The organism is Nocardia cyriacigeorgica (genome assembly GCF_010868145.1).
Lineage (GTDB): Bacteria > Actinomycetota > Actinomycetes > Mycobacteriales > Mycobacteriaceae > Nocardia > Nocardia cyriacigeorgica_D.
Map to the genome: position 1 here is coordinate 197,783 of NZ_JAAGUY010000002.1, position 23,382 is coordinate 221,164.

General features: G+C 68.3%; 45 protein-coding genes and 2 tRNA genes. 3 read left to right on the forward strand and 44 right to left on the reverse strand.

The window, feature by feature from the left end; genetic code table 11:
- Positions 1–82 precede the first annotated feature (82 nt).
- From GV792_RS04760 to GV792_RS04940, 37 genes are all read right to left on the reverse strand, one after another.
- Positions 83–1,036 (reverse strand): hypothetical protein, encoded by a 954-nt coding sequence (locus GV792_RS04760; RefSeq protein WP_163822395.1) that lies wholly within the window; start codon positions 1,034–1,036, stop codon positions 83–85.
- Entirely contained in the window at positions 1,037–1,480 is a 444-nt protein-coding gene (locus GV792_RS04765; protein WP_163822396.1) for a hypothetical protein, read from the reverse strand.
- Positions 1,477–1,695 carry a hypothetical protein gene (locus GV792_RS04770; protein WP_163822397.1) on the reverse strand — a complete coding sequence of 73 codons (219 nt, stop codon included), beginning with the start codon at positions 1,693–1,695 and terminating at the stop codon, positions 1,477–1,479. Before GV792_RS04770 ends, GV792_RS04765 begins: the two co-directional genes overlap by 4 nt.
- Entirely contained in the window at positions 1,692–2,063 is a 372-nt protein-coding gene (locus GV792_RS04775) for a flagellar FlbD family protein (RefSeq protein WP_163822398.1), read from the reverse strand. The genes GV792_RS04770 and GV792_RS04775 overlap by 4 nt, the downstream gene beginning before the upstream one ends.
- Positions 2,060–2,482 carry an SLOG family protein gene (locus GV792_RS04780; protein ID WP_163822399.1) on the reverse strand — a complete coding sequence of 141 codons (423 nt, stop codon included), beginning with the start codon at positions 2,480–2,482 and terminating at the stop codon, positions 2,060–2,062. The genes GV792_RS04775 and GV792_RS04780 overlap by 4 nt, the downstream gene beginning before the upstream one ends.
- Before the next feature lie 202 nt (positions 2,483–2,684).
- Positions 2,685–2,909 carry a hypothetical protein gene (locus GV792_RS04785; protein WP_163822400.1) on the reverse strand — a complete coding sequence of 75 codons (225 nt, stop codon included), beginning with the start codon at positions 2,907–2,909 and terminating at the stop codon, positions 2,685–2,687.
- The gene (locus GV792_RS04790; RefSeq protein WP_163822401.1) at positions 2,906–3,187 is read right to left on the reverse strand and encodes a hypothetical protein; all 282 of its coding nucleotides are present in this window, start codon (positions 3,185–3,187) and stop codon (positions 2,906–2,908) included. The genes GV792_RS04785 and GV792_RS04790 overlap by 4 nt, the downstream gene beginning before the upstream one ends.
- The gene (locus GV792_RS04795; RefSeq protein WP_163822402.1) at positions 3,184–3,702 is read right to left on the reverse strand and encodes a hypothetical protein; all 519 of its coding nucleotides are present in this window, start codon (positions 3,700–3,702) and stop codon (positions 3,184–3,186) included. The genes GV792_RS04790 and GV792_RS04795 overlap by 4 nt, the downstream gene beginning before the upstream one ends.
- Positions 3,695–4,405 carry a hypothetical protein gene (locus tag GV792_RS04800; protein ID WP_163822403.1) on the reverse strand — a complete coding sequence of 237 codons (711 nt, stop codon included), beginning with the start codon at positions 4,403–4,405 and terminating at the stop codon, positions 3,695–3,697. The genes GV792_RS04795 and GV792_RS04800 overlap by 8 nt, the downstream gene beginning before the upstream one ends.
- The gene (locus tag GV792_RS04805; protein ID WP_163822404.1) at positions 4,398–4,697 is read right to left on the reverse strand and encodes a hypothetical protein; all 300 of its coding nucleotides are present in this window, start codon (positions 4,695–4,697) and stop codon (positions 4,398–4,400) included. The genes GV792_RS04800 and GV792_RS04805 overlap by 8 nt, the downstream gene beginning before the upstream one ends.
- Positions 4,690–5,280, reverse strand: coding sequence for a hypothetical protein (locus GV792_RS04810; RefSeq protein WP_163822405.1), 591 nt, complete (start codon positions 5,278–5,280; stop codon positions 4,690–4,692). Before GV792_RS04810 ends, GV792_RS04805 begins: the two co-directional genes overlap by 8 nt.
- Complete coding sequence (locus tag GV792_RS04815; protein ID WP_163822406.1) at positions 5,277–5,549, reverse strand: hypothetical protein; 273 nt, start codon at positions 5,547–5,549, stop codon at positions 5,277–5,279. The genes GV792_RS04810 and GV792_RS04815 overlap by 4 nt, the downstream gene beginning before the upstream one ends.
- A complete protein-coding gene (locus tag GV792_RS04820) occupies positions 5,546–5,770 on the reverse strand; it encodes a hypothetical protein (protein WP_163822407.1) in 225 nt (74 codons plus the stop codon). The genes GV792_RS04815 and GV792_RS04820 overlap by 4 nt, the downstream gene beginning before the upstream one ends.
- A complete protein-coding gene (locus GV792_RS04825) occupies positions 5,763–6,095 on the reverse strand; it encodes a hypothetical protein (RefSeq protein ID WP_163822408.1) in 333 nt (110 codons plus the stop codon). The genes GV792_RS04820 and GV792_RS04825 overlap by 8 nt, the downstream gene beginning before the upstream one ends.
- Positions 6,085–6,678: a hypothetical protein gene (locus GV792_RS04830; RefSeq protein ID WP_163822409.1), complete on the reverse strand. Its 594-nt coding sequence runs from the start codon at positions 6,676–6,678 to the stop codon at positions 6,085–6,087. Before GV792_RS04830 ends, GV792_RS04825 begins: the two co-directional genes overlap by 11 nt.
- Complete coding sequence (locus GV792_RS04835; protein ID WP_163822410.1) at positions 6,675–6,896, reverse strand: hypothetical protein; 222 nt, start codon at positions 6,894–6,896, stop codon at positions 6,675–6,677. Before GV792_RS04835 ends, GV792_RS04830 begins: the two co-directional genes overlap by 4 nt.
- A complete protein-coding gene (locus GV792_RS04840; protein ID WP_163822411.1) occupies positions 6,893–7,141 on the reverse strand; it encodes a hypothetical protein in 249 nt (82 codons plus the stop codon). The genes GV792_RS04835 and GV792_RS04840 overlap by 4 nt, the downstream gene beginning before the upstream one ends.
- Positions 7,142–7,241: 100 nt before the next feature.
- A complete protein-coding gene (locus tag GV792_RS04845) occupies positions 7,242–7,658 on the reverse strand; it encodes a hypothetical protein (protein ID WP_163822412.1) in 417 nt (138 codons plus the stop codon).
- A complete protein-coding gene (locus GV792_RS04850) occupies positions 7,655–7,918 on the reverse strand; it encodes a hypothetical protein (protein ID WP_163822413.1) in 264 nt (87 codons plus the stop codon). The genes GV792_RS04845 and GV792_RS04850 overlap by 4 nt, the downstream gene beginning before the upstream one ends.
- Complete coding sequence (locus tag GV792_RS04855) at positions 7,918–8,142, reverse strand: zinc finger domain-containing protein (protein WP_163822414.1); 225 nt, start codon at positions 8,140–8,142, stop codon at positions 7,918–7,920. Before GV792_RS04855 ends, GV792_RS04850 begins: the two co-directional genes overlap by 1 nt.
- Positions 8,142–8,483 carry a hypothetical protein gene (locus GV792_RS04860; RefSeq protein ID WP_163822415.1) on the reverse strand — a complete coding sequence of 114 codons (342 nt, stop codon included), beginning with the start codon at positions 8,481–8,483 and terminating at the stop codon, positions 8,142–8,144. The genes GV792_RS04855 and GV792_RS04860 overlap by 1 nt, the downstream gene beginning before the upstream one ends.
- Entirely contained in the window at positions 8,480–9,295 is an 816-nt protein-coding gene (locus GV792_RS04865) for a hypothetical protein (protein ID WP_163822416.1), read from the reverse strand. Before GV792_RS04865 ends, GV792_RS04860 begins: the two co-directional genes overlap by 4 nt.
- Positions 9,296–9,360: 65 nt before the next feature.
- On the reverse strand, positions 9,361–9,696 hold the full coding sequence (locus GV792_RS04870; RefSeq protein ID WP_163822417.1) for a hypothetical protein: 336 nt from the start codon (positions 9,694–9,696) through the stop codon (positions 9,361–9,363).
- A complete protein-coding gene (locus GV792_RS04875) occupies positions 9,693–10,319 on the reverse strand; it encodes a hypothetical protein (RefSeq protein ID WP_163822418.1) in 627 nt (208 codons plus the stop codon). The genes GV792_RS04870 and GV792_RS04875 overlap by 4 nt, the downstream gene beginning before the upstream one ends.
- Positions 10,316–11,275 (reverse strand): hypothetical protein, encoded by a 960-nt coding sequence (locus tag GV792_RS04880; protein ID WP_163822419.1) that lies wholly within the window; start codon positions 11,273–11,275, stop codon positions 10,316–10,318. Before GV792_RS04880 ends, GV792_RS04875 begins: the two co-directional genes overlap by 4 nt.
- On the reverse strand, positions 11,272–12,102 hold the full coding sequence (locus tag GV792_RS04885) for a PD-(D/E)XK nuclease-like domain-containing protein (RefSeq protein ID WP_163822420.1): 831 nt from the start codon (positions 12,100–12,102) through the stop codon (positions 11,272–11,274). Before GV792_RS04885 ends, GV792_RS04880 begins: the two co-directional genes overlap by 4 nt.
- A complete protein-coding gene (locus GV792_RS04890; protein ID WP_163822421.1) occupies positions 12,102–12,389 on the reverse strand; it encodes a hypothetical protein in 288 nt (95 codons plus the stop codon). Before GV792_RS04890 ends, GV792_RS04885 begins: the two co-directional genes overlap by 1 nt.
- Positions 12,386–12,574 (reverse strand): hypothetical protein, encoded by a 189-nt coding sequence (locus GV792_RS04895; RefSeq protein ID WP_163822422.1) that lies wholly within the window; start codon positions 12,572–12,574, stop codon positions 12,386–12,388. Before GV792_RS04895 ends, GV792_RS04890 begins: the two co-directional genes overlap by 4 nt.
- Entirely contained in the window at positions 12,567–12,944 is a 378-nt protein-coding gene (locus GV792_RS04900; protein ID WP_163822423.1) for a hypothetical protein, read from the reverse strand. The genes GV792_RS04895 and GV792_RS04900 overlap by 8 nt, the downstream gene beginning before the upstream one ends.
- Positions 12,944–13,150 (reverse strand): hypothetical protein, encoded by a 207-nt coding sequence (locus tag GV792_RS04905; RefSeq protein WP_163822424.1) that lies wholly within the window; start codon positions 13,148–13,150, stop codon positions 12,944–12,946. Before GV792_RS04905 ends, GV792_RS04900 begins: the two co-directional genes overlap by 1 nt.
- A complete protein-coding gene (locus GV792_RS04910; protein WP_163822425.1) occupies positions 13,147–13,542 on the reverse strand; it encodes a hypothetical protein in 396 nt (131 codons plus the stop codon). The genes GV792_RS04905 and GV792_RS04910 overlap by 4 nt, the downstream gene beginning before the upstream one ends.
- On the reverse strand, positions 13,539–13,799 hold the full coding sequence (locus GV792_RS04915; protein ID WP_163822426.1) for a hypothetical protein: 261 nt from the start codon (positions 13,797–13,799) through the stop codon (positions 13,539–13,541). Before GV792_RS04915 ends, GV792_RS04910 begins: the two co-directional genes overlap by 4 nt.
- Positions 13,796–13,978 (reverse strand): hypothetical protein, encoded by a 183-nt coding sequence (locus GV792_RS04920; protein ID WP_163822427.1) that lies wholly within the window; start codon positions 13,976–13,978, stop codon positions 13,796–13,798. Before GV792_RS04920 ends, GV792_RS04915 begins: the two co-directional genes overlap by 4 nt.
- Before the next feature lie 107 nt (positions 13,979–14,085).
- Positions 14,086–14,271 (reverse strand): hypothetical protein, encoded by a 186-nt coding sequence (locus GV792_RS04925; RefSeq protein ID WP_163822428.1) that lies wholly within the window; start codon positions 14,269–14,271, stop codon positions 14,086–14,088.
- Positions 14,268–14,450 carry a hypothetical protein gene (locus GV792_RS04930; protein WP_163822429.1) on the reverse strand — a complete coding sequence of 61 codons (183 nt, stop codon included), beginning with the start codon at positions 14,448–14,450 and terminating at the stop codon, positions 14,268–14,270. The genes GV792_RS04925 and GV792_RS04930 overlap by 4 nt, the downstream gene beginning before the upstream one ends.
- Positions 14,451–14,601: 151 nt before the next feature.
- On the reverse strand, positions 14,602–15,060 hold the full coding sequence (locus GV792_RS04935; RefSeq protein WP_163822430.1) for a hypothetical protein: 459 nt from the start codon (positions 15,058–15,060) through the stop codon (positions 14,602–14,604).
- On the reverse strand, positions 15,057–15,284 hold the full coding sequence (locus GV792_RS04940) for a hypothetical protein (RefSeq protein ID WP_163822431.1): 228 nt from the start codon (positions 15,282–15,284) through the stop codon (positions 15,057–15,059). The genes GV792_RS04935 and GV792_RS04940 overlap by 4 nt, the downstream gene beginning before the upstream one ends.
- A 161-nt stretch (positions 15,285–15,445) precedes the next feature.
- Between GV792_RS04940 and GV792_RS04945 the strand changes: the two genes are divergently transcribed.
- The 3 genes from GV792_RS04945 to GV792_RS04955 all read left to right on the forward strand — a co-directional run bounded on the left by GV792_RS04945 (position 15,446) and on the right by GV792_RS04955 (position 17,173).
- Positions 15,446–15,763, forward strand: a complete 318-nt coding sequence (locus tag GV792_RS04945; RefSeq protein ID WP_163822432.1) for a helix-turn-helix transcriptional regulator — start codon at positions 15,446–15,448, stop codon at positions 15,761–15,763.
- A gap of 327 nt (positions 15,764–16,090) precedes the next feature.
- Positions 16,091–16,384, forward strand: a complete 294-nt coding sequence (locus tag GV792_RS04950; RefSeq protein WP_163822433.1) for a helix-turn-helix domain-containing protein — start codon at positions 16,091–16,093, stop codon at positions 16,382–16,384.
- Between the two features lie 126 nt (positions 16,385–16,510).
- Positions 16,511–17,173 (forward strand): hypothetical protein, encoded by a 663-nt coding sequence (locus GV792_RS04955; RefSeq protein WP_163822434.1) that lies wholly within the window; start codon positions 16,511–16,513, stop codon positions 17,171–17,173.
- Here the strand turns inward: GV792_RS04955 and GV792_RS04960 are convergent.
- The 7 genes from GV792_RS04960 to gyrA all read right to left on the reverse strand — a co-directional run bounded on the left by GV792_RS04960 (position 17,170) and on the right by gyrA (position 23,351).
- Positions 17,170–17,583, reverse strand: coding sequence for a hypothetical protein (locus tag GV792_RS04960; protein ID WP_163822435.1), 414 nt, complete (start codon positions 17,581–17,583; stop codon positions 17,170–17,172). The two genes, GV792_RS04955 and GV792_RS04960, sit on opposite strands and share 4 nt — an antisense overlap.
- A gap of 56 nt (positions 17,584–17,639) precedes the next feature.
- On the reverse strand, positions 17,640–19,079 hold the full coding sequence (locus GV792_RS04965) for a tyrosine-type recombinase/integrase (protein WP_163822436.1): 1,440 nt from the start codon (positions 19,077–19,079) through the stop codon (positions 17,640–17,642).
- A gap of 123 nt (positions 19,080–19,202) precedes the next feature.
- Positions 19,203–19,275 (reverse strand) — tRNA-Ala (locus GV792_RS04970).
- Positions 19,276–19,293: 18 nt separating this feature from the next.
- Complete coding sequence (locus tag GV792_RS29230; protein ID WP_218579846.1) at positions 19,294–19,401, reverse strand: DLW-39 family protein; 108 nt, start codon at positions 19,399–19,401, stop codon at positions 19,294–19,296.
- Between the two features lie 29 nt (positions 19,402–19,430).
- Positions 19,431–19,504, reverse strand: a tRNA-Ile gene (locus GV792_RS04975).
- Between the two features lie 235 nt (positions 19,505–19,739).
- Positions 19,740–20,804, reverse strand: coding sequence for a DUF3566 domain-containing protein (locus GV792_RS04980; RefSeq protein WP_163822437.1), 1,065 nt, complete (start codon positions 20,802–20,804; stop codon positions 19,740–19,742).
- A gap of 36 nt (positions 20,805–20,840) precedes the next feature.
- Complete coding sequence (gene gyrA, locus GV792_RS04985; protein ID WP_163822438.1) at positions 20,841–23,351, reverse strand: DNA gyrase subunit A; 2,511 nt, start codon at positions 23,349–23,351, stop codon at positions 20,841–20,843.
- Between the last annotated feature and the right edge of the window lie 31 nt (positions 23,352–23,382).

A 23,382-nucleotide genomic window follows, 5' to 3' on the forward strand; every position in this document is an offset into this window, starting at 1 on the left:
GTTCAGCGCCGCGGGGAAGCGCGCCGGGGCAGTTGCTGCCCGGCGACATGGTAGGCCGGTGGTCTGACACCGAGCTGGACGGTCACGCTGTCGATCCTTCCTTCTCGCGGCGCATCTCGTCAGCGACCGCGGTGATGTCACCGAGGCGGTAGACGGGTCGGTCGTCGGCGTGGATTCGGTGGTCGGTGATCCGGATGCCGGTGTCGGTGCGGTGCTGGTATCCGCCGGGCAGGATCCGGCCTTCGGCTGCCCACCGATAGAGGGTGGATTTCGTGATCGGGGTGCCGAGCTCGGCGGTGACCCGCACGGCTTCGTACAGGGTGTATCGCATGTCCTGGGCGCCCGCTTTCGCGGCCTGCTCGATGTCGTGGACGTTGTGCTGGCTGCGGCACTTCGGGCAGCGGATCCAGGTGCTGTCGCCGCTGGCGTGGAGCTCGGCCGCGCACACGACGCCGTCGATCTCGGCGGTGCAGGATCCGGCGGGCCGCCGCGGGCCCGGGTCGACGATAGCGCGGATCTGTGCAAGCGCGGTGTCGAGCTCGTCGAGCAGTTCGCCGACGGCGGCGTGCGCGTGCAGGTGTTGGCGGTGCTGTGCGAGCCAGGCCGCGCACTGCTCGCCGATGCTGGCGGGCGTCCCAAGCATCGCCGGGTCGTTCGGCGGTGCCTGTCGGTAGTCCTGGACCAGCTGCACCAGGTGCGGGCCGTGCACCGCTGGGGACACGGCGAGGTCTTCGGCGAGCACCCGCGCCCATCCGACCAGCACGACGTCGAGGGCGGACAGGGCCCTGTCCCCCGCGATCTGGATGCCGGTGCCGCGGCGGTTGGCGCGCACCGGGATCGGTGTCTCGCTGGAGCGGCCGCCGGTGCGCGCGCTGCCGGAGCGGGAAAGGCCGGCGCGGGTGACGCCGAGTTCGGCGACCATCGCGGGCACGGATTCGAGGGTGGCGATGAGCTGGGCGAAGCAGTCGGTGCACAGCGCGAGTCCGTCGGGGACGGGCCGGGCGCATCGGGTGCAGGGTGTGGTGGGCACGGCCATCTAGTCCTCCCAGGTGATTTCGAGCCACATCGAGCCGGGCAGGCCCTTTTCGGCGGGGTGGATGATCGGTTCGGGTTTCGCCATGTACTGCGGGGTGTCGTCGGGCACCAGGCCGTAACCGATGAGCGCGGGCACCGGTTTGCCGGTGCGGCCGATCCGTGCCGGGCGTCCGGCGGCGAGCCCGTCAGCGATCGGCTTGAGGGTGGCGATCAGGTTGTCGGTGTCACGGCGGCCGTTGTCGCGCGGCCGGTAGTGCAGCTGCACGGTGGCGTGGGTGACGTTCTTCGGAAGGCGGGCGGCGTGCGCGAGGGACACGGTCAGCGCACGGATCTCGCGGATCTTCCGGCCGCGCGCGAACGCTGCCCCTCGGGATGCGCCGCGCTCGTTCATGCTCAGGGGCGGGCAGGACCAGGGCAGCGGCAGGACAGCACGTTTCGGGATCACTCCGGTGTTCCTTCCGGGTAGTAGACGCGCTCGGCGTCGAGCAGCGCGGAGGCTGCGGCGAAGGCGTGGTCGTCGGCTTCGAGGAGTGGCAGCACGTCGGCGGCGTGGAACATCGGAAGGACGTCGGGGAAGTGGCGGCCGTAGGCGGCGACCACATTGACGATTTCGCGGCCGAGCATTCTCGGCGGTGGAACGGCGGTGTTGGTGCTGGTCACGCCTTCTCGGCGCGTCGGCGCCAGCCGGTCCAGGTCCGCTTCGGTATCTCGCGGCGCGCGCACGGCAGATCCTGATGGGATGCGTTCAGGCATCCATCCTTGGCGCTGGACATCACGCACCACTCGGACCGGTTCGTGGTGGCCTCTACGACGGGTTCGAGGACCGGCCTGATGAGCGCGTAGACGGCGTCCTGGTCCTCCTTGACGACGATGGCGCGCCCGGCGGCGAGGGTGACGATCGCGCCCGCGACTTTCACTTCGGGCGGCATGGCGAGGAAAGCGACGTCGCCGTCGGCGGGTTCGATGACGGCGATCTCGTGGGGGTCGATGTAGATGCTCTTGTCGTTCCAGGCGGTGAGGGCGATCATTTCGGCTCCGTATCGACGTTGAGGCTGGTGGGGTGGATCGTTCGCAGCTGGATGCGGGCGCGGGCGGCCGCCGATACGCAGCCGCGGGTGCCGGGGGTGTCGCCGTTGGCGAAGGCCAGGCAGATGTCGGCGCCGAGCGCGACCATCTCGGCGTTGCGGATGTGGCCGGCGGCGCGGCCGTGCTGGTCCCAGTCGGCGGGGTGGCGCTCTTCGACGATGTCGGCGCCGGGGGTGTCCGCGCGGTTCTTGCACCAGGTGGCGGCGGCGGTGTCGGCGCCGCGAGCCCCGCCGTGCACCACGGTGATGGTGTCGCCGGGGTGGAGCAGTCCGCGGATCTCGTCGAGCTCGGCCCACACCTGGCTGGGGGTGGGCCACGAACGGGAGCCGGTGACGAGCACGCGGCGAGCGATTCCGGTCATGGTTTCCGCTTTCGGATGAGCGAGATGATCAGGGCGAGTAGACCCGGCACTGGCGGGGTGATCGGCTCGGGCGGCAGCATCGGCGCGGGTGCTGGCCGTGTGGGGCGCGGCGGCTCCGGCCGGGGCGGAGGCGGGTTATCGCGCAGGCGGGCCGCGCGGCGCTCGGCCGCGGCCTCACCGGCGAGGTAGAACGGCTGGCGGGTCACTCGGTCACCGCCTTCGGTTCGGCCGTCTTGTACCGCGCGTTCATCACGTCGTTCAGGTCAGCGCCGTAGGGCACGAACCAGGCCCTGTAGTACTCGGTTTCGTTCGCAGCTCGCAGGGCTTCGACTTCGGTCGCGTACGGGATGACGCAGCCGGGTCCTTCGTAGATCCAGCTGGTACCTGCCACGACCCACACACCCGCGGGCTGGTCCTCGGTGCTCATCCCTGCATCTCCTTCCAGTCGGTGACATAGCGGTGCATCGCCCCGTCGTCGGCCGCGGGCTCGTCCGGGAAGCTGGTCGAGATCTCCTCGCCGGTGGGCAGCAGGTCGCCGAGCGCGTCGACCATGCGTGCTGCCCACCGGCGGTAGGTGTCCCGAAAAGCGGGACGTTCCGACGCCCATGCCCGCTTGTCCATCACGGTCTCGGCCCTGTGGTGCTCGGCCCATTCAGCACGGGCGATGCGCTCGATCGCCTCGGCGCGGATCTCCTCGGCGGTCATTCGGTCACCGCCCGCAACTCGACGACCGCGACCCGGTACCCGCCGTCGGACATCCAGGCGTGGCTCCGGCAGTCGGCGGCGTGGTGGGTGCCGTCCAGGTTCACCGTGTCGACGAACCAGTCGCCGCCGTCGCCCACTGCGACTGCGTGCGCGACGAGCGGACCGGCCGAGGCCGGCGCGCCCTGTGCCCACACGGCCACGCCGCCGGAGATCGATGACTGGACCGGCGAGATGTGCTCGCTCGGCACCAGGGTGCGGCCGGGTTTGGTGATCGGAGGGAGGTAGCCGAGCAGCTTGGGCTCCGGATCTCGGTGCTTGGCCTCCTGCTCGGCGACGCGGGCGCGAAGCCGGTCGATCTCGTCCAGCAGCACGGGCAGTCCGTTGGCGGCGATCACCGCCAGGTCGAACAGGACGTCGGCGCCGCTGGTCTCGGTGACCTTGGCGAGCTGGGCACGGCAGGCCGCGATCAAGGCGTCGAGAGCCTCGTCGGGCGGGCAGTTCCGGGTGTCAGGCACGGTCGGCCACCTCCCGCAGCTCGACCACGCGCCACTGTGCCGACGGCGATCCCGCCTGTGCCATGACCAGCTCACCGCTCGCCGTCTCCGGGCGCCGGTGCAGCAGATCGGACGCAAGGCAGAGGTAGTCGTCTTGGCCAGCGGTCGAGACCACCGCGTACCCGATCAGCTCCCGGGCCGGAGCCGCCTCCAGCTCGGCGGCCCGATCGCGTGCGGCGTCCCGCTCGTCGCGGGCTTCCTCGATCGCGCGCTCGTCGGCTTGAGCCTCGGCCTCCAGCTCGGCGATGCGGGCTTCCGCCCGTTCGGCGCGCGCTTCCGCGTCGCGGCGCAGCGTGTGCGGGGACCGGCCTTCGGCGCGGCGGACATGCACGACGTAGCCCGCCTGTCCAGCCGGGGACACCTCAAACTCCACGTAGTTCGGCGCCTGGTCCTCGTCGAGCATCCGCCCACAGGCCAGGCTCATCGCGAGCACGAGCTGGCGGGCTCGCTCGGTGGTCGGCTTCGTGGTCAGGGTGGACTCCCCGGGCGCGATGGACATCGCCTGGATACCGAAGTCGCGATCGATGGTGTCGGCCTCCAGCTCGGTGATGCGGGCGCGGGCGGCCAGCAGCTCGGCGGCCATCGACTGACGCTCGGACTGCGACAGCCAATCCTTGCCCGCCTCGATCCGCCGCAGCTGTTCGTCGGTCAGGCGGTCAGGCATCGGTGGCTCCGTTCGTGAAATCGATGTAGAGCCAGTCCTCGTGCCCATCGATCGGCGTGAACGCGGCGGTGAAGCCGTGCTTCATCGCGATCAGGTCGGCTTGCGGCCGGTTGTCTGCGTGGATCGAGGTTGTGGTCGGGATGGCGCGGGCGAGGGCGGCGAGTTCGAGGCGGGCATCGAGGGCGCCCATCTCGAACCCGGCGACGTAGGCGGCGTCATCGTGTGGCCCGTTCGCGCTGACCACGGTCACGAACGGCATCAGCAGGCCGTACTCGGCGTCGGGATCAGGCACCGTACTGCTCCTGCCACTCGCGGAAGTCGTCGTGCTCGCGGTCGATCTCGATCCCGTGCGCGTGGTGCAGGTACTCGATGACCTGGGCGTGCTCCCGCGCTTCGCCCTCCAGTGCGGTGATGCGGGCGCGGGCGGCCAGCAGCTCGGCGGCCAAGGCCGTGATGCCGAAGTGGTGGTAGTCGGCATGAGGATCGGCGAGCAGCTGCCGCAGCTGGTCGTCGGACATGCGTGTTCCTGCCGCCGCGGTGCCGACGAGCTCCACCTCAAGCTCGCGCCAGTGGGCGGGGCAGCGGTCGGTGGGCCAGTTCTCGTCTGACAGGTGCCATCCGGCGGACTCGGCGAGGTTGTGGTGTGCGGCCGTCCGGAAGGCGACCGGGACGCCAGGGAGCACGGCCGGGCAGTCAGGGTGATCGCAGGGCAGGCCCGGGCTGATGTTGATGGTGTGCCCGCCGTGGCAGGTACCCAGGCACCCGCATTCGAGCTCAGGCAGCACCGGAGGCGGTGATGGCTCCCCGCACACCGAGCACGGGCCGTGGCCCTGCTCGGTCCAGGAGTGGTGGCCGTTGCGACAGTCCTCGGTCATCGGGTGGTCTCCCATTCGCAGACAGCGGCCTCGATGTCGGCCGTGGACAGACAGGATTCGGGGGACTCGATGGCCCACTGGTACGCCCACAGAGCCCGCGTCAGTCGTTGGGCATTGGTCGGTGGCAGTCCGTTGGGCAGCGCCGCGCGCGACAACCAAGCCGTAGTGGCCACGGACTTCGCGCGAAGGTCCAGCACGATCGGCATTCCCGTGTTGATGGTGTGCCCGCCGTGGCAGTCGCCGGGCGCGCAGGTGCAGGTGTCGGTCATCGGGACTCCTCAGGATCGATGCGCAGGTCGTAGACCGGCTGCTCGCCGTGCAGCGGGCCCGCGGTGAACGTGGCGTCGTAGCTGACGAGGTCACCGTCGGTGGTTGGCTCCCCGAGGGTGAGGTGCCCGAGGATGACCGTGTGCGGGTTCGGCCAGTACCGCACGGGGATTCGCCGCCCTGGCTGCTCTGTGGGCAGGTGCAATGTCAGGCGCTCAGCCACGGCCGCCGGCCTCCTCGGTGGGGACGTACAGGACGGTGACGGGCCCGAAGGTGATCACGTCATCGGCCTCGCGGCCATCGAGGAGGCTGGTGCAGAGCCACCGGCCGACGCCTCCGATCTTGTGGAGCAATCTCCAGGCGTCACCCTGGCGGTCTCGCACGATCGATCCCACGGGCAGATCGGCCAGCTTGGCGGCCGTGGTGATCTCGCGGGCGGGTGGACGCCAGCCGCGCGCGATTGCTGAATCGGCACCGACCGCAGCCGATGCGTACTCAATCCCGGAGATTTCGAGAATGCTGGTCAGGATGTCGCGGTCACTCGCCATCGGACTGCTCCTCGGTGGGGACGTACAGGACGACGAGCGCAGTGCCTGACTCGGCGGCCCGCTGGAGGAGCCACGCGCTGTGGACGCGAGGGTGACCGCCCGGCATGAGCCACTGGCCGTAGCCGCAGTGCTGGTACACCGCGGCGCGCCAGCGGATGACGGCGGCGTACGGCAGGGCATCCATCTGTGCGAGCGTGGTGATCTCGGGGGCGGGTGGACGCCAGCCAGCGTCGGCGACCGCGACGGCGTACTTGCCGAGCGCTTCGTCCCGTTCGGCGATCACCTTGGCCAGGGCGGTGGCCTGGTCGTCGGTGAGCGCCTGCTCGTCGGCCAGCTGCGCGACGGTGGCTGGGTCGAGGGCGCGGGTACCGGCCTCGTCGTCCGGACCGATCGGAATCAGGTCGTAACCCACGGCGAGCAGGCGGTCGATGCGCTCGCGATCCCACTCCGGGACCACCAGGGCGTTTCGCTCATCCCACTCCGGCCGGTCGGCGTGCGGGCTGTGCAGTCGCCACACCGCGACGTAGGCGTGCGGGGCCCCGTCGGCGGGCAGCGGGTCGACGTGGTTCGGGTCCTGGCTCATCGTGCAACCTCCGGCGCGGGGATGTAGGCGACCGGCTCGGCGGTCGTGCGTGTGCAGGCAGGGCAGGCGTCGGGCCCGCTGTCGACGGACCAGCCTTCGGCGGCGAGCTCGGCGCGCAGGGCGCGCTCGGCGGCGGCCTCGTCAGCACCGGCGGCGAGGTACCGGCGGGTGATGGCGCCGCAGTGGTCGCAGGTGAGGGTGAGGGTGCGGCGGGTCATGCGCTGCCGTACCTAAACGAGGTGAAGCACTCGCCGTCCTCGTCGGGGAAGAACCCCCACTCGTCGAGCTGGGTCAGCTCCTCCGGGGTGAACTTCTCCGGATCGGCCATCACGGTGAGGGTGTCGTGCTCGCAGTGGAACGGGCTGATCTCGTTGGCCTGGTGCTTGGCCAGCAGCGCGAGGGCAACGATCAGTTCGGTCCAAGCCGCGGGCGGGGTGGTGTCTTCGAGGGTGGTGTCGCTCATCGGCCGGTCTCCTTGCTGGGGCGGGTGGGGATCTGGTGGGCGGGAAGGCCGCAGACGGTGCAGCGGCCGCCGTGGATGGTCCAGTGCTGGCAGGGAGTGGTCATGCCTGGCCGCCTTCGGGGAGCAGGTACACGGCGGCCAGGCGGGTGTCGGGTGCGCCGTAGGTGCGCGCGTTGTCGAGCCCATCCGCCATCCAGGTGCGGTCGGCCTGCGGATACCACTGGCGGGTCTCGGCGTTCTTGACGTAGAGGTACCCGAGCAACTTGCCGGGGTCGGTGGTGATGCGCAGGCCGTGGGCATCGGCCAGCGATGTCAGCAGGTGGTGAATGGTGTCGACCTGCAGCGCGGACAGCTGGTCAGGATCCGTGCGCTGGATGCGGTTTCGGAGGTCGAACGCCATCCGCCGCAACGGAGACACCCGATTCGCGATCGCATCGAGGGTGTCATCCCCTTCGGCGCCGGACGCGCGCAGGACGGCCAGGGCGGCGGTGATCTCGTCGGGGGTGGGGGTGGTCATCGGGCGCTCTCCGTGATCAGGTTGAAGTCTCGGCCGGTGAGGTGGTGCGCGGTCATCGAGTTCGTGCGCATCGGGGTCGTGACCTTGTCGCCGGTCTTCGCTTCGATGACGGTGAAATGGATGTCGGCGCCGAGGCTGTCGGGATCGGGATCGATCCGGTCGACCCGCAGGGTCCGGATGGTCGCGCCCTTGGCGTCGCGGTAGAGCTGGCCGACGACGATGCGGTCGCCGCGCTGGGTGGTGTAGGCGTTCACGGACATCAGTGGCCTTCCAGTTGCTTTCGTGCGGTGGTGATTCGGCATTGGTGGAGCAGTCGGGTTTCGTGCCGGGCGCCGAGCGCATCGGTGCGGGTGCAGGGTTCACCGGGCTGGGCTTCGCACCAGACGCACTCGACGGCGGCGAGGGCATGCGTGCGGACCGCGGTGTCGTCCTGGCTGAGCCGGACCGGCCGCTCGCCGTGCAGCGGGATCACGTCAGCGGCCATCAGACGGCCTTCTTGTCGGCGAGCTTGCGCACCATCTCCATCACCGCGGCGCGCTTGGCCTCGCTCGCCGGCGGCGCGGCGTTGAGCTCGCGCACTTCGGCGATCGGTGGAGCGTGGCGGCGGGCCGCGCGGATCCGCTCGGTGATGTGGCCGGGCATCAGGTATTCGCCCGCGGTGAAGGCGAAGTGATCGTGCACCGCGTCGACCGCGGCGGCTGCGGTCCAACCGGCGCGGTGCGCGGACTCGGACCAGGCGGCGACCATGACGCCGTCGATCCGGCGGTTGTCGTACGCGGCGGCGGCCTGGAGCACGGTGATGATTTCGTCGCGGGTCATGGTCACGGTGCGCCTCCTGTGATTGCTCGTAGGTGTGGTGTGTGCTCGACGCCAGCGCGCCGGAGGATTTCGGGGTTCGGGTCGTCTTTCAGCAGCTCGGCGTCGACCAGTCGCTGCTCGCGGGGCGACAACTGTCCGGGATTTCCGGATGGTTGGGTGGGGCGGGCGCGGGCCTTGACCACGTCGCTGACGAGCGACGGCAGCAGTCCGGGCCCGACACCGCCCTTGCCGACCCACAGCGCGAGGGCCTGACGAACGTCGTCCTCTGGGGTGCCGGACTTGAGCAAACCGTTCGCGCGCATCGCGAGGTCGGCGCGGATCGGCTGGGGGTGCTCGCCGGAAACCTGTTCGCGCACCAGCCGCCAGCCGTCGGTCACCGGCGGGCTGAGGGGGCCCTCCGGCATCGGGCCCGGTGCCGTCGGATCTGGTGTCGGTGGTTCACCTTTCGCGGCGCGGGCCGCGGCCGCCGCCCGGCGGGACTCGCCGGACTTCTTGCCGCCGAGCCGCCCGGCTTCTGCCTTCGCTTCCCGCTTGCTGGCGAGCGCGGCCGCGGTCGGCTGGTAGTCCTCCCAGTCGTGCACCACGATGTTCTCGCCGTCGAGGTGGACCAGCCCGGCAGCGAGCAGTTCGGCGCGCGGCTTCGCCGTCCACGTCTTCTTCCAGTAGCGCACCGGGATGATGCCGTCGGAGCCAGCGCGACGGCAGTAGCACCAGGCCTCAATCAGGCACCGAAATGCCTTGTCGCCCAGCTTCGCCACCTTGGTGTGCTCCGGCATGCTGGCCTTCACACGGATGTGCAGGCCCAGGTCCGATGACATGCGTCGCTCCTACTTCGGTGGTCAGGTGAGGTGGGCGCTAGCGGAGCGCCCACCTCGGTCGAACGTCAGGACTTCGGGGTTTCGGGGGTGAGGTTGAGCAGGTTGTGGACGATGTCGCGGGCGGCGAGCCATTCGGCATGGTCGCGGGTAGCGCCGGTGGTGCCGAGCGCGGCGACAGCGAGGGCCTGGCGCTGGAGGTCGGCCATTTCGGCCAGGTGCTTCTCGATGCCGATCAGCGCTTGCGACTGGGCTGCGATGAACAGGCCGGTGGCCTTCTCGGCAGCCTCGGCGCGATCGCGGAACGACTGGTCGACGCGGCCGGAATCGATGAGGTACGCGAATCCGGTCTCCCACAGGGACGCCGCCGCGCGGATCGCTTCGTTGTCAATCGGCCCGGTCATGAAGCACCCCCGACGATCGCGTCGTACACCCGCATTGCCCACCGTGCGTCGCCCAGCGCGGTGTGCCGCTCGGCTTCCGGTGTCGGTTCGACACCGATGGCGGCCGTCAGGTCGTCGGACTTCCAGGGCAGGCCCAATACCTCGCGCACCGACTGCGGCATCACGGCTTTCGCCGGTGCCGCTGCGCCATGCAGCCAGCCGACCATCAGTGCCTCGATGTCGATGAGGTGGTAGTGCCAGGCGGGTGTCAGGCCGTGCTCGCGCAACATCGCGGCGAGCACCTCGGTGTCGAAGTTCGGCACCGCGCCGACGATGTGCGCTCCGTGGGTCCAGCGGGCAACAACGTCGGCCGCATAGCCGGGATCGACCGCACCGCCTGGATGCCACGGGTCGACGTGTGCCGAGTCGGTCGCTCCAGCCAGGTACTGGCCGAACGGGTGCCGGTCGTAGAACCGGCCGACCTTGAGGCCGAACGGATCGGCGGTTGACAGGTTGATGTCGAGGAACATCGACAGCTCCCGCTCGCCGTGCTCGTCGCGGCGGATCATGGCGATCTCCCAGACCTTGCGGCCGGGGTGGACGCCGTCGGTCTCGGTGTCCAGGAAGACGATCGGCGCGCTCATTCGGCACCGCCGGCGGTCTCGTCGGTGTTGACCAGGTCGACCGGCTGGCCCTCGTCGGCGGGCTGCTGCAGGAACTCGATCAGCCCCTGCGCCTCCTCGGCGGTCAGCTGCCCCCAGGCGGTCACGGAGCGCCCGAACTGCTCGGACAGGTAGGCCAGGCGCCGCGGCCGGTCGTCCACGCCCGCCGCCTCGAGCAGCTTCGCCAGCTCGACGTGCTGCGCCTTGGTCGACATCGCCTCGGCAGGTTCCCCGGCAGGCGCCGGGTTGTCGCGCTTCTCCCCCGCCGCCTCGGTGTCGATCGGGGTGTCGAGCACCTCGGCCGCGCTCACCCGCTCGGACTCGACGCGCACCGGCGCCGGGTCCAGTTCCAGATCCTCGCGGGTGTACGGCATGCCGAGCAGCACGTCAGGCGCGAGCTTCCGCGCCACCTCGGCGACGGCCTTGGCGTAGAGCATCGCCTGCGGGTCGGTCTGGTACTTGGAGTTCTTGGTGTACCCGGCACGCTCGGCCCGCTCGATGTCCCAGGTGCTCTGCTCGGTCTCGCCGTCCGGTGCGGTGCCGAGCACCGTCACCCGGTCGGCGTTCGACTCGACGGTCTGGAACCGGAACCCCTTGCCGCGCAGCAGGGCGGCCATGGTGCGCGAGTAGATAGCCGGGTTGCCGTGCACCACGAACACCTGCTGCAGGGACTGGATCGGGTTCAGGCCGAGCTCGGCGCCGTACAGGATCGCGGCCGCGGCGTCGCCGGTCTTGTCCTCGCTCCTGGTGGACCGGTAGGCGGCCGGGACGAGGGACGTGTTGGTGAGCGCCTTCGCCAGCTGGTGGGCGGCGTTCATCATCTCGGTGTGGGCGCGCAGCATGTCGAGCGCGCCACGGGCCGGGTTCATGGCGGGCAGCATGCCGCCGGTCGCAAACGCTGCCGTGTCGGTCAGCGCAATCACGTTGTTGTCGGTCACTGGTATGCCTCCTGCTTGTACGTCCATGGGGGAAGGTCGATCTGGTGAATGTCGGCGCCGTAGGTCGGCCACTGCCCGGAGGCACGGCATCGCGCCCACAGGTCGATGGCGCGGCGGTTGCGGATGCGGCCGAGGTCGACGGCCTCGGGCCGGATCTCCATCACGGAGACCAGGTGCGGGCAGGTCTTGGCGACGACGACGAACAGGAACGCGTCGAGCGGCTCGCCCGCAGTGTCGAAAACGTCCTCGTACCAGGGCTGCTGGCAGAAGTAGCCGAACTTCGCGACCTCCTTGGCGAACAGGACCGGGTTCGCCGAGTCCGCCGTCTTGAGGTCCACGCCCACCCGGCGGCCGGTCGGCGCGGTGTGGATCCAGTCGGCGCGGGCGCGCAGCATCTCGCCCGTCTGCTCGTCGCGGGCGTACGCTGACACCTCCGGTCGTCCGGTCGAGAACAGTCGCCCGGCGACCGGATGGTCGTAGACGGCCTGCGCCATGTCCTCGGCACGCAAAACGTCTTCGGTCAGTAGCGGGATACGGCCCGCCTTGATCGCGTCCGCCTTCCGTTTGCGCGCCTTCGCCGTCCGCCAGTCGTCGGCCGCCACCTCGGAGATGTCCGCGCCGGCGCCAAGCACCAGCGTGTGCACCGCGCTACCGAGCAGGTAGTGATCCGGCACGGTGGTGCGCGGGTTCTGCCGGGCGAACATCCACTCCGCCGGGGACACCTCGAGCAGCTCGCGCGCTGCCGACGAGGACAGCGAATCCAGGTCGGCGTGGTAGACGGCCTCGTCGATGTCGTCGTAGACGCCCTCTTCGGTAGGCGCGCTCATCAGGCGACCGCCGATCCAGTGATGACACCGCGCCGCGCCTGCGCCTGGATGCGGCTCTCGGCGATCGCGGCGGCCCGGCCGGTGAGGGCGGACATCGGGCCTTCGATGTCGACCCAGGTCGCCAACGCCATGATCAGGTGAGCGGCGCGCTGAGGATTGCGGGTGCAGACCGCGGTCAGGTGGTCCGCGGTACGTTTCGGGTCGTCGTCGCGCATCGCGGCGGCGATCTGGATGGCCTCCCCCGCGATGCTGTCGACGTAGTCCTGGTGATTCAGATCAGGCATCATGCGGCCTCGCGATCGGCGCGGCCGAGCTGCACCAGCGGCAGCTCGTCGACGGTGGCGTCGTGGACTTCGAGGGACCGGGTACCGACCAGGTCATGGACCCAGTGCGCCGCCATGACGAACAGGACGGCGCCGACCAGCCCCAGCAGCACAGCGATGGTGGCCAGGTGGCCCAGCAGCTCACCCACGGTCGGCGCCGTCCGCAGCGACGACCGGCATCGGCATCGTCGGGTGGTCGGTGGGGTCGCCGGCGGGCAGCGGGTGCCCGGTGCCTTTGCAGGTCGGGCATGGCGCATCGACGGCGAAGGCCAGGCCGCTGCCATCGCAGTCCGCGCACAGCCGCGGCCCGTCGATGATGACCGGTTTCGTTTCGCGGACCTCTGCGGTGAGGCGCAGCCGGTTGTTGTCCATGGTGGCGCTCACCAGGGCCGCGCCGGGCATGCCCTCGCACACCGATACGAACGCGCGCAGAGCGTCCAGGCTGAGGTGTTCGTCGTGGGTCAGCATCATCGCGCGGGATTCCGTCCCGATGACCTGTCCGTAGTAGTCCCAGGGCATCACGCACCTGCCTTTCCGAAGAGTTGTGCGCGGAGGTCGTCGCGGTCTCGTTTGATCCGCTCGGCCCGTTCGCGGGCGCTGCGGGTGGCGGCCTCAGCGGCCAGCAGCTTCCGGTTCGTGGTTTCCAGCTCGTCGCGCAGGCGGGCGATCTCGTCGGCCTGGCGCTGGCACTCGACGAACATCGGCGACGGAATGGTGCTGGTCATTGCGCACCGCCGTAGATGGTGTGGATGTGTCCGGCGTAGAACGTGACGGTCACCAGTGCCGCGCCGCCATCGAGCAGACGGACTCGCGGCCCGGACGATCCGACGTAGTACGGCACCGGCCCGGCGCCGAGGACGATGGTCTGGTCCCGGTAGTCGATCGTCAGGTTGGCGATATCGGGCCCGGTCGGCTGCGGCGCCGAGTCGACGAGCGTCATCCGCTTCGAGACCTTGGCGACGTCCATGCTGACGGCCCGCATCGGCGCCATCACCCGGTCGCCGACGAGCTGCGCGACGACGACCATGACGGCTTGACCCTGGTCGGTGATCTCGTCGACGCGGAGGTAGCGGCCGCGGGTGTCCAGCCAGATCTGGCCTGGCTCGATGGCGGTCATCGCGCACCGCCCAGCGGCTCGCGCTCGGACTTCGAGAGTTCGGCGACAGGAGCTGAGCTGGCGGCCGCCAGCTGGGCGAGCTCAATTGCGGCGGTGAGTTGGTCGCGCAGCACTTCCGCCTGTTTGGGGTCGAACTGCCAGCTCACGAGAGCGCTGTGGGTGTCCTCCGTGCGGACCTCGATCGCGATCGTCCCGACGTGAGCGAGAAATGTGGCCTGCGGAGATCCGTCGAGCCAGGTGGTGATGTAGCTACTCATCGCGCACCGCCGATCATGGTGGCGGCCAGCTCAAGCTCGGACGCGATCTCGGTGAGCTCGGCGGCGAGGGCGGTATCTCCGGTCCACGTCCGCACGCCAGCGATCTCGTGCAGGCGGGCAATGGACTCGTCGCGGATCTGGGCGCCTGCCATCGCCCTGTGGTCTGTCTGGCGGTACATGGGTATGCTGTCCTCCGTTGTCTCTTGAGCGGGTTCACGGCCTGCTCGGGGATGGCGGTTTGGCAAGACGCCCGGCGCGACCTCGGTCCGTCGGGCGTCGACGGTTTTCAGGCCGGTGCACCGCTGGTCAGGGCGATGCCAGTCAAGATCGCGGCGAAGATGCACAGCCCGATCAGCGCGAAGTCGCCGACCACGTCGAGCGCTTCGATGTCACGCCCGAAGAACCGGACGATGTAGGGCAGCGCGATCAGCTGCGCGCAGGCCCAGCCGCCAGCCAGGACGAGGGCGATCACGCGACGGCCTTAGCGGCGCGGGCACGGTCAGCGGCCTGGCGGTCGCGCTTGGCCTCGGCGGCGCGCATCGTCTGCTCCATCGCCAGCCACGACATGAAGCCGAAGCCCTTCGCGATGCAGTCGAGTTCACGTTCGGTGACGACGGATCCGTCGCGGTAGCGGGGTACTGCGGGTGCCATGGTGTTCTCCCTGGTGTGACGTCTGGGCGGTTTGGTGACGGGTGCGCTGCCGGTTGGGATCTGAGGTGTGAGGGGGTCACCTCGGCGGTCCATCCCTGCGCAGCGGCGCGGTCCTCGGTCGGGCGTCGGTGCGCGCCCAGCCGAGGGGGTCTCAGCTGGCGCGCAACATTCGGCGCCGGGTGGTGGGGGTCATGTCGGCGACGAGCGAATCGGCCTCGGTGCCGGGGCCTTTCGCCATCCACGCGACGAGCGCAGCGATGTCGCTGTCGGTCATGCGCCACGTCCGACCGACCAGGCGGCCGCGGATCTTGCCCGCGTTGAGCCGACGGCGCAGCCAGTCCTCGGATGCCACGCCGGTCTCGGCGACGACATGGGCGAGGGGGTGGGTCCTGGTCTCGTCGACCGGGCAGCGGTCAGCGCCGGGGCCTTTCGCCATCCACGCGACGAGCGCAGCGATGTCGCTGTCGGTCATGCGCCAGGTGTGGCCAGCACTCCTGCCGCGAATCTCGCCAGCGTTGAGCCGACGGCGCAGCCAATCTTCGGACGGCGCACCGGTTTCGGCGATCACGTAGGCGAGGGTGCGGGTCCGGGTGTCGATGTCGGTGCTCATGCGGCACGCTCCAGGATCTCGGTGACCAGGCTGCTGCTGGGCAGGCCGAGGTGCTGCGCGATGCGCGCCAGCTCGACGAGGGTGAAAGGCCTGTCACCACGCATCCGGTGACGCCAGGTAGTGGGGGCGATGGCGGCGCCTCGCAGGACGCTGCTCTGTGTAGTGCGGGCTTCGTGGATTGCGTCCCGGACCACCTGGGCAGCTACCGCGTTGATCGGGTCCATGGGATGGACATTAGACCCATTTCGGTCCCCAAGCAACCTGTTTCGGTCCCTATTGAACCCGTTTCGGTCATCAGCTAGCTATCCTCGAACAACTGTTCGAGTGACCAAAACAGACCCCGAAAAGGTTGCATTAGGCCCCAATCTGCCCCCAAACTGGCAGCATGAACCCCACAGCGGACCCGGGCACCGGACAGCCCGAAGACGCCTCCGGGCAGGTCAGACCTGCCGATGGCGATGGCCCCGATCGGGTCGAGCAAGAGATGATGGAAGCGGTCGGCGAGGAAATCGTGATCCAGCGGACCCGCAAGAAGTGGAGCCAGGAGAGACTGGCGAAGGAAACCGGTTACGACAAGAAAACGATTGGCCGGCTAGAACGTGGCGAACGCGCCCCGACGATCATCCAGCTACACCGGATTTCGAAGGCGCTCGGCATCATGCCGGCAGTCCTGACGCGCCCGATAGACAAGATCGCGGACTAGCTCGCCCCGTTGGCGAGGTAGTCCGCGTCGAGAAGTGCATGCCCATCGAGGCCGCGTCTGCGCGCCTCGATGAGCACATCGATCACCGATAGGTCGCCTAGGTCGTGCCCCCGCGTGCCTATGCGTTCGAACCAGTCCTTGCCATATGAAACCCCTGCTGCCTGCAACACGCATTCCCCTCACGCGACACCCGCGCTGTACTTCTTTGTACAACTCTCCGGCAAATTTCCGGGTACCCATAATGTAGGTCCCAAATTTGGGTCCCGCAGGGCCCGTTAGGTCACGATATGGACACGGCGCTGTAATGCGGGGAAGTAGCCTGTGGGTATGGATCGGGGCGCATTGAACGCAGCTTTCGGCGAGGAGCTGCTAGTTCGCCGAAGACTCGCCGGACTACGTCAAGAATCGATGTGGTCACTACTCCTCTGGAAACGAAACACCTACAAACGCACGGAAGGCGGACTGCGCGAGCCATACCTGGCCGATCTGATCGAGGTCGCGCTCGTACTGGACACCACCCCCCGAGAACTTTTCGATGCTGTACTAAACCGCCTGGAAGAGGGCAACTTCCACCGGCCGACCAGCAGCGACGAGTGGAGGGGAATCCTCGGTATGGACTGAATTTGCTGCAAGTTGTCAGAGCAACCTTTTACGATGCCGAGCATGCTCATCGCGTTACCCGTGTTCGCGTTCGTCTCACTGATCAGGCTCGCCGCCTGGCCTCGGAGTCGGCTACTCACGGTCGCGATGCTCATCACCTCGGTCGCCTATCTGTTCGGCGCGCCGGACGTCGACCAGGCAATCGATCAGCGACAACTATTCGGCTTCGCGAATGTTTCGGATCTGACACACGTGGTACTCGTGATGACCGCATGGTGGGCAGCCGGGATTGCGTGGCTGCGAGTCATCCGCCGACACCGCTACGTGAAAGGCCCGTACGACCCGTATCGAGCGCCCCGGAAGGGGCGCTACGCACGGGCCGTACGGGCCTGGTCTCTCTTCGCCGCGTCCGCTCTCGCCACCGCGCTGGTGGCCTGGCTATCGGGCAACATGTCGCGCACCGAAGTGATGCACATGTTCCAGCTGCACGACACGCCCACGCTGGTCTACGGCACGGCCTACCTGTCGATGCTCGCGATGACGTCGCTGCTCGGCCTGACCGCGTGCGCGGCCGCATGGGGCGAGGATGACGCGCCGCGGTTCTGGCTGGGCGTGATGGCGTCCTCGGCAATGTGTGGAGCCGCGCTCGCCCTGCTCAGTGCAACGATGCTGTTGTTGAACCCAGAATGGCTCCGCGACCGGTTCTTCGACCTCGTCGAGGCCCTGACCGCCCCAGCTCTAATACTGCTGGCGGTGGGGGCAGCCGTGATCCTCTGGCACCCCCGCCCCGACGACAGCGTCGACGGCTAAGCCACCACCCTCCCCCACCGGTCTCTGGCCATCGCTGCGCGCAGATCGCGCGCCTCCTCTACCGCGAGGTCCCGCAGGGCCAGCGCGGCGTCACGCTCGCGCCTAGCGGCCATCGCGTCCACCTCGGCGGCCAGGGCCCGCTGCTCGGCCGCCCAGACGACCGCGCGCGCCTCGCGCCGGATCATCGCCGCCGCGGCATAGGCCCGGTCGATCAGCGCGAGCGCACGCGCCAGCGGCGACTCGGTCACGCCCGGCGCACGTTCGGCGCGCAGCCGGGCAGTTGCGTTGTGGGTCGGGTCGTCGCAGTAGACGCGGGGACGGCCCGGCCCACGGCGGGCGGGTACCGGTGCACCGCACACGGCTTCGCCAACAGGCATCGGGCACACGGATTTTGCTACAGCTGTGGTCATGTAATTCGTCCTGTTCACGGCAGGGGTGAATTGAAAATCAGTGCAGGTCAGGTAGGTCAGGCGGCGTCGGCGGCGATCGGTTCGCCCGCTTCGTTGAGCGCGACGTGCTCGACGGCGTCGTCGTAGGAATCGAAAACCGCGGAGCAGATGACGCCGCGCCGGTCGAGCCAGACCGCTTCGTACTGGCCGCCGCCGATGTCGTCGATCTCGCCGAGCAGCCCCGCGCGCACCAGCCGCCGGCGCTTGGCGCCTTCCAGGCTGACGACGGCGCCACGCAGGCTGCCGAGGCGGCCGGACACGGTGTCGGCGGCCGCGCGCGAGGCCTCGGCGGCGATGTGGCCGTACTGCTTGTCGGTGGTCGTGATCGACTCGTGCCCAGCATCGCGACTGACCACCCAGATCGGCGTGCCGTCCTGGAGGCGCCACGAGATCCCGGTGTGGCGGCTCAAGTACGGGCTGAGCTGGAGCAGGGCCAGGCCGCCGACGAGCTCGCCGTGGCGCTCCAGGATCGTCCACGGGTCGAGACCTTCCCAGCGAGCCATCGGGCCGAACTTGGTGAAATCGCCCGCCAGAAGGGCATCCAGGCGGCCCATTGCCGGTGCCCAGATCCGCTTGTACTGGGTGACGACGTCGAGCACGCCGCCGGAGTCCGTCGCGAAAAGCTGCTCGATCGGGCTGCGGCCGTCGAGTCCGAGCCGGTCGACGGTGCTCAGTGGGACGTAGACCGTGCGGACGCCGCGGCGCGACTTCGGGCTGCCGAGCTTCAACCGACCGTTCGCGTACTTGTAGGCCTTGGTGATCCGGACCGCGCCGGTCTCGCGATCGATATCGCCGACGAGCAGCGCGGCGAGCTCGGACGGCCGGGCCATCGACATCACCGCGAACTCCAGGAATGCCTGCCACTGCGGCGCCACGATGTCGGCGAGCAATTCGTACTCGGCGGTGCTGAGATGATCGTGTTCTGCTCCGTAGGCCTTCGGCAGACGGATGCCCGCGCACGGGTTGTAGTCGATGATCGGCTTCGGCCGCTTCGCTGCGGCCGCGCCCATTGCCGCCGACAGCACGGAGTGCTTGTTCGCGATCGTCTTCGGGGCGGCGCCGGCCTCTTGCATTGAGTTGACCCACGCGGCGTCGACGTCGGGCGTCAGTGCGTTGGCGGGTAGAGGGCCCATGAACGGGTCAATGTCGAGATCGACGATCCGGTAGTACTTTCGGCGGGTTTCATCCTCGATGCCGGTCAGTCCGGCGATGTGGGCGCGAACTACTTCGGCGACCGTCGGGACGGCAGTTTCCTTGGCGGCGACCTGGAGCCCATGGATCCGCTCGGCCTCGGCTGCACCGACCTTGTTGATCAGCTTCTGGAATCGGTCAGCGCCGTTGTAGGACTTGAAGCTCTTCGACGACTCGGTCGGCGCGTCAGCGTTGTCGCGGACGATGCGGTAGCAGACCTGGAAGTAGGGAGTGCCGTCTTTGTAGGCACGGGTACGGATGGACATTGCGCAACCTCTGAATATGGAATGGTTGCACCGAATCCCCTCAGATTCGTGTCAATGTGGACCGCTAGGTGTGGACGGCGGGCCATCGGGTTGAAAAATACCCTTTGACCAGCACGTATCGTGTGGAGCCTAGGGGAATCGAACCCCTAACCCCTGCCTTGCAAAGGCAGTGCTCTGCCAATTGAGCTAAGGCCCCGGGTGGCTGCCCGAGCGGTCAGCGGGTGGTGACCTCGTGCCACAGATCCGCGTCGTTACGTTGGCGCAGTTTGGTGATACCGATGAGAACCGCGACCACGACACCGAGTGTGAGGAGAAGTTTCATGATTCCCACCCTACTGTGATGTTCGGGAGTGGGCCTAGGAGGACTTGAACCTCCGACCTCTTCGTTATCAGCGAAGCGCTCTAACCGCCTGAGCTATAGGCCCGTGTGTTTGCCTGTTGTGTTCCGCTATCGACTACACGCAACGCAACAACCGAGAACAGAGATTACCCGACGCACCGACAACGACCAAAACGGCTGGTAGAAGCACTACAGACAACCTAAAACAGTGGCGTAGCGATGACACTGTTCGCAAGTTCCAACCAACCCACATGTCGCCGGAGACCAGAACGGCCGGTACCGGCCCTCGATGGGGTCGGTACCGGCCGCTCAGGAGATCGCTAGTCCGGGTCGGCCAGGGTGACCTGGATGCCGCCCACCAAATCGCAGCACTGGTTGTAGATGAACGTGCCGATGGTGGCCAGCGCGGTGAACAGCACCACGTTGATCAGTCCGATGACGCCGGCGTAGCCGAAGACCGTGCCCGCATCGATCAAGCCGGTGGAACTGCCGTTGTCCTGCGACACCATCTCGATGACGGTGTCGTTGAGCCGCTCCCACACGCCCATGCCCTCGAGCACGATGTAGAGCAACCCGACCGCGAGCATCCACACGAAGAACAGCGCCACGCTGATGACGAGGGTGATCTTCAGTGTCGACCATGGGTCGATGCGGCGAATCTGCACCGTGGCACGCAGCGGCTCACCCGCCACCGCCTGCGCGACCGCGACCGGAACCGCGGGCGAGACGGCCGCGGGGCCGGCCTTCGGTGCGGCCGAGTGCTCCGGCGGCAGCGGATGCCGGATCTCGGAAAGATCCGGCATGTCCTTGGTCAGCTCGGGGCGGGAGATGCTGCGGGTCGGCCCGTCGAGGCCGACCGACTTCACCATTGCCGCTTCCTTGCGGGCCGCCTTGGCGGCGAGATCGGCGGTGGTGCGGGCATTGCCCATACCGCCACCGAGTCCACCGCCTGGAGCGGGCGCGGGGCGACCGGAGGCCACCGGCGAGTGGCCGGGCCGGGACAGGTTGGACTGTGGCTCACGCTGCGGTAGCTGCGACCACCCGTCCTGGTAGCGCGACTGACCGCCGCCGTTGCTGCCCGGCGCACCCGAATCGCCTTGCGGCGCTTCACCGGAGCCGTTCATCCGCACGGTCTGGTCGAAGGAGTTGCCGCCCTCGGCCGGTGCGGGCTTCGCGGCACCTTCGGAACCGAATTCGCCCTGCTTGTCAGCATTTTCGCGCGACTGAGCAGCGGCTTCCTGCGGATTCGCGCCCGCGGGAGCGCCCGCGGGGGATTCGGACTCCGGTCGCTGGATCGGCCGGGGCGGAATCGGTGACGGTGCGATCCGTTCGGTCACACCGTTCGTCTGCTGCCGCTCGTCATTCGGCTGATTCGGAGTGGTCAATGCAATCCTCAGATCCGTTCGTTGCCGCCGCTGTGTTTACTGCTCGGAAGAATCGCTGGTGTCGTCGCCGATCTGATCGGGCTCGTCGGCGTTGCGCGCGATCGCAAGCAAGGTATCGCCCTCGCCGAGGTTCATCAATCGCACGCCCTTGGTCTGGCGGCCTGCCTTGCGAACTTGCTTCGCCGCCGTCCGGATGACACCACCCCCGGAGGTGATCGCGTACAGCTCGTCGTCGTCGTCGACGATGAGCGCACCGACCAGCGTGCCACGTCGGGTGTCGTACTGGATGGTCAACACACCCTTACCGCCGCGGCCCTGGGCGGTGTACTCCTCGATCGCGGTCCGCTTCGCATAGCCTCCGGACGTCGCGACCAGCAGATACGTACCCTCACGGACGACATTGAGCGAGAGCAGCTCGTCGTCGGCGTTGAACCGCATACCCTGCACGCCCGAGGTGGCGCGGCCCATCGGGCGCAGCGCCTCATCGGTGGCCGAGAAGCGGATCGACTGGCCCTGCGCCGATACCAGCAGCAGGTCGTCGTCCGCCGAGCACAGCACGGCACCGACCAATTCGTCGTTGTCGCGAAGGTTCACCGCGACGATGCCTCCGCTGCGGTTGGAGTCGAAATCCGACAGCCGCGACTTCTTCACGAGGCCATTCTTGGTGGCCAGCACCAGATACGGGGCGTCTTCGTAGGATTTGATCCGAATGATCTGGGCGATCTTCTCGTCCGGCTGGAAGGCGAGCAGGTTCGCCACATGCTGACCGCGCGCGGTGCGGCTGGCCTCTGGCAGCTCGTAGGCCTTGGCGCGATACACCCGGCCCTTGTTGGTGAAGAACAGCAACCAGTCATGGGTCGAGCTGATGAAGAAGTGCTTGACCAGGTCGTCCTGCTTGAGCCCCGCGCCCTGCACACCCTTACCGCCGCGTTTCTGGCTGCGGTACAGATCGGTCTTGGTGCGCTTGGCGTAGCCGGTTTCGGTGATGGTGACCACCACGTCCTCGCGGGCGATCAGATCCTCGTCGGCCACGTCGCCGTCGGCGGCGATGATCTTGGTACGCCGTTCGTCGCCGTACTTCTCGACGATCTCGGCCAGCTCGTCGCGCACGATCGCGCGCTGACGCTCCGGCTTTTCCAGGATGTCCTTGAGGTCGGCGATCTCGGCCTCGATCTTGGCCAGTTCGTCGACGATCTTCTGCCGCTCCAGCGCCGAGAGCCTGCGCAACTGCATATCGAGGATGGCGGTCGCTTGGATCTCATCGATCTCGAGCAGGTCCATCAGGCCGGTGCGCGCGGTGTCGGTGTTGGCCGAGCGCCGAATCAGCGCGATGACCTCGTCGAGCGCATCGAGCGCCTTGACCAGGCCACGCAGGATGTGGGCGCGTTCCTCGGCCTTGCGCAGCAGATAGCGGGTACGCCGGACGATGACTTCCAACTGGTGCTCGACGTAGAACCGGATCATCTGATCCAGGCGCAGGGTGCGCGGCACACCATCGACGATGGAGAGCATGTTGGCGCCGAAGCTGGTCTGTAGCTGCGTGTGCTTGTACAGGTTGTTCAGCACGACCTTGGCGACGGCGTCACGCTTGACCGTCACCACGATCCGCATACCCGCGCGGTCGGAGGACTCGTCGTGGATATCGGAGATGCCGGCGATCTTGCCGTCCTTCACCTGCTCGGCGATCGAGTTGATGAAGTTGTCGGTGTTGACCTGGTAGGGCAGTTCGGTGATGACGATCGTGGTGCGGCCGCGGCTGTCTTCCTCGATCTCCACCACACCGCGCATGCGGATCGACCCGCGGCCGGTGGTGTAGGCGTCGTGGATGCCCTGGCCGCCAACGATCAGGCCCGCGGTCGGGAAGTCGGGGCCCTTGACCCGCTCCATACAGGCGGCAAGCGTCGACTCTTCATCGGCTTCGTAATTGTCCAGCGCCCAGTAGATCGCCTCGGCCAGCTCGTTGAGGTTGTGCGGCGGGATATTCGTCGCCATACCGACCGCGATGCCGTTGCTGCCGTTCATCAGCAGCGCGGGGACCCGGGAGGGCAGCACGGTCGGCTCCTGCGAGCGACCGTCGTAGTTGGGTACGAAATCGACCGTCTCGTGGTCGATCTCGCGCAGCATCTCCATCGCCAGCGGCGTGAGGCGGCACTCGGTGTATCGCATGGCGGCCGCGCCGTCGTTGCCGCGCGAACCGAAGTTGCCCTGCCCGTCGACCAGTGGATAGCGCAGCGACCACGGCTGAGCCATGCGCACGAGGGTGTCGTAGATCGACGAGTCACCGTGCGGGTGGTAGTTACCCATGGTCTCGGCGACCGGACGAGCCGACTTCACGTAGCCACGGTCGGGCCGGTAGCCGTTGTCGTACATCGCGTAGAGCACGCGCCGGTGTACCGGCTTGAGGCCGTCGCGCACATCGGGCAGCGCGCGGCCGACGATCACGCTCATCGCGTAATCGATATAGCTGCTCTGCATCTCGTTCTGGATGTCGACCGGTTCGATCCGGTCGCCCGCCCCACCGTTCGGGGGCAGCGTTGTCTCAGTCATGCGGTCTCCTTCAGAGGGCCTGGCGTGGAGG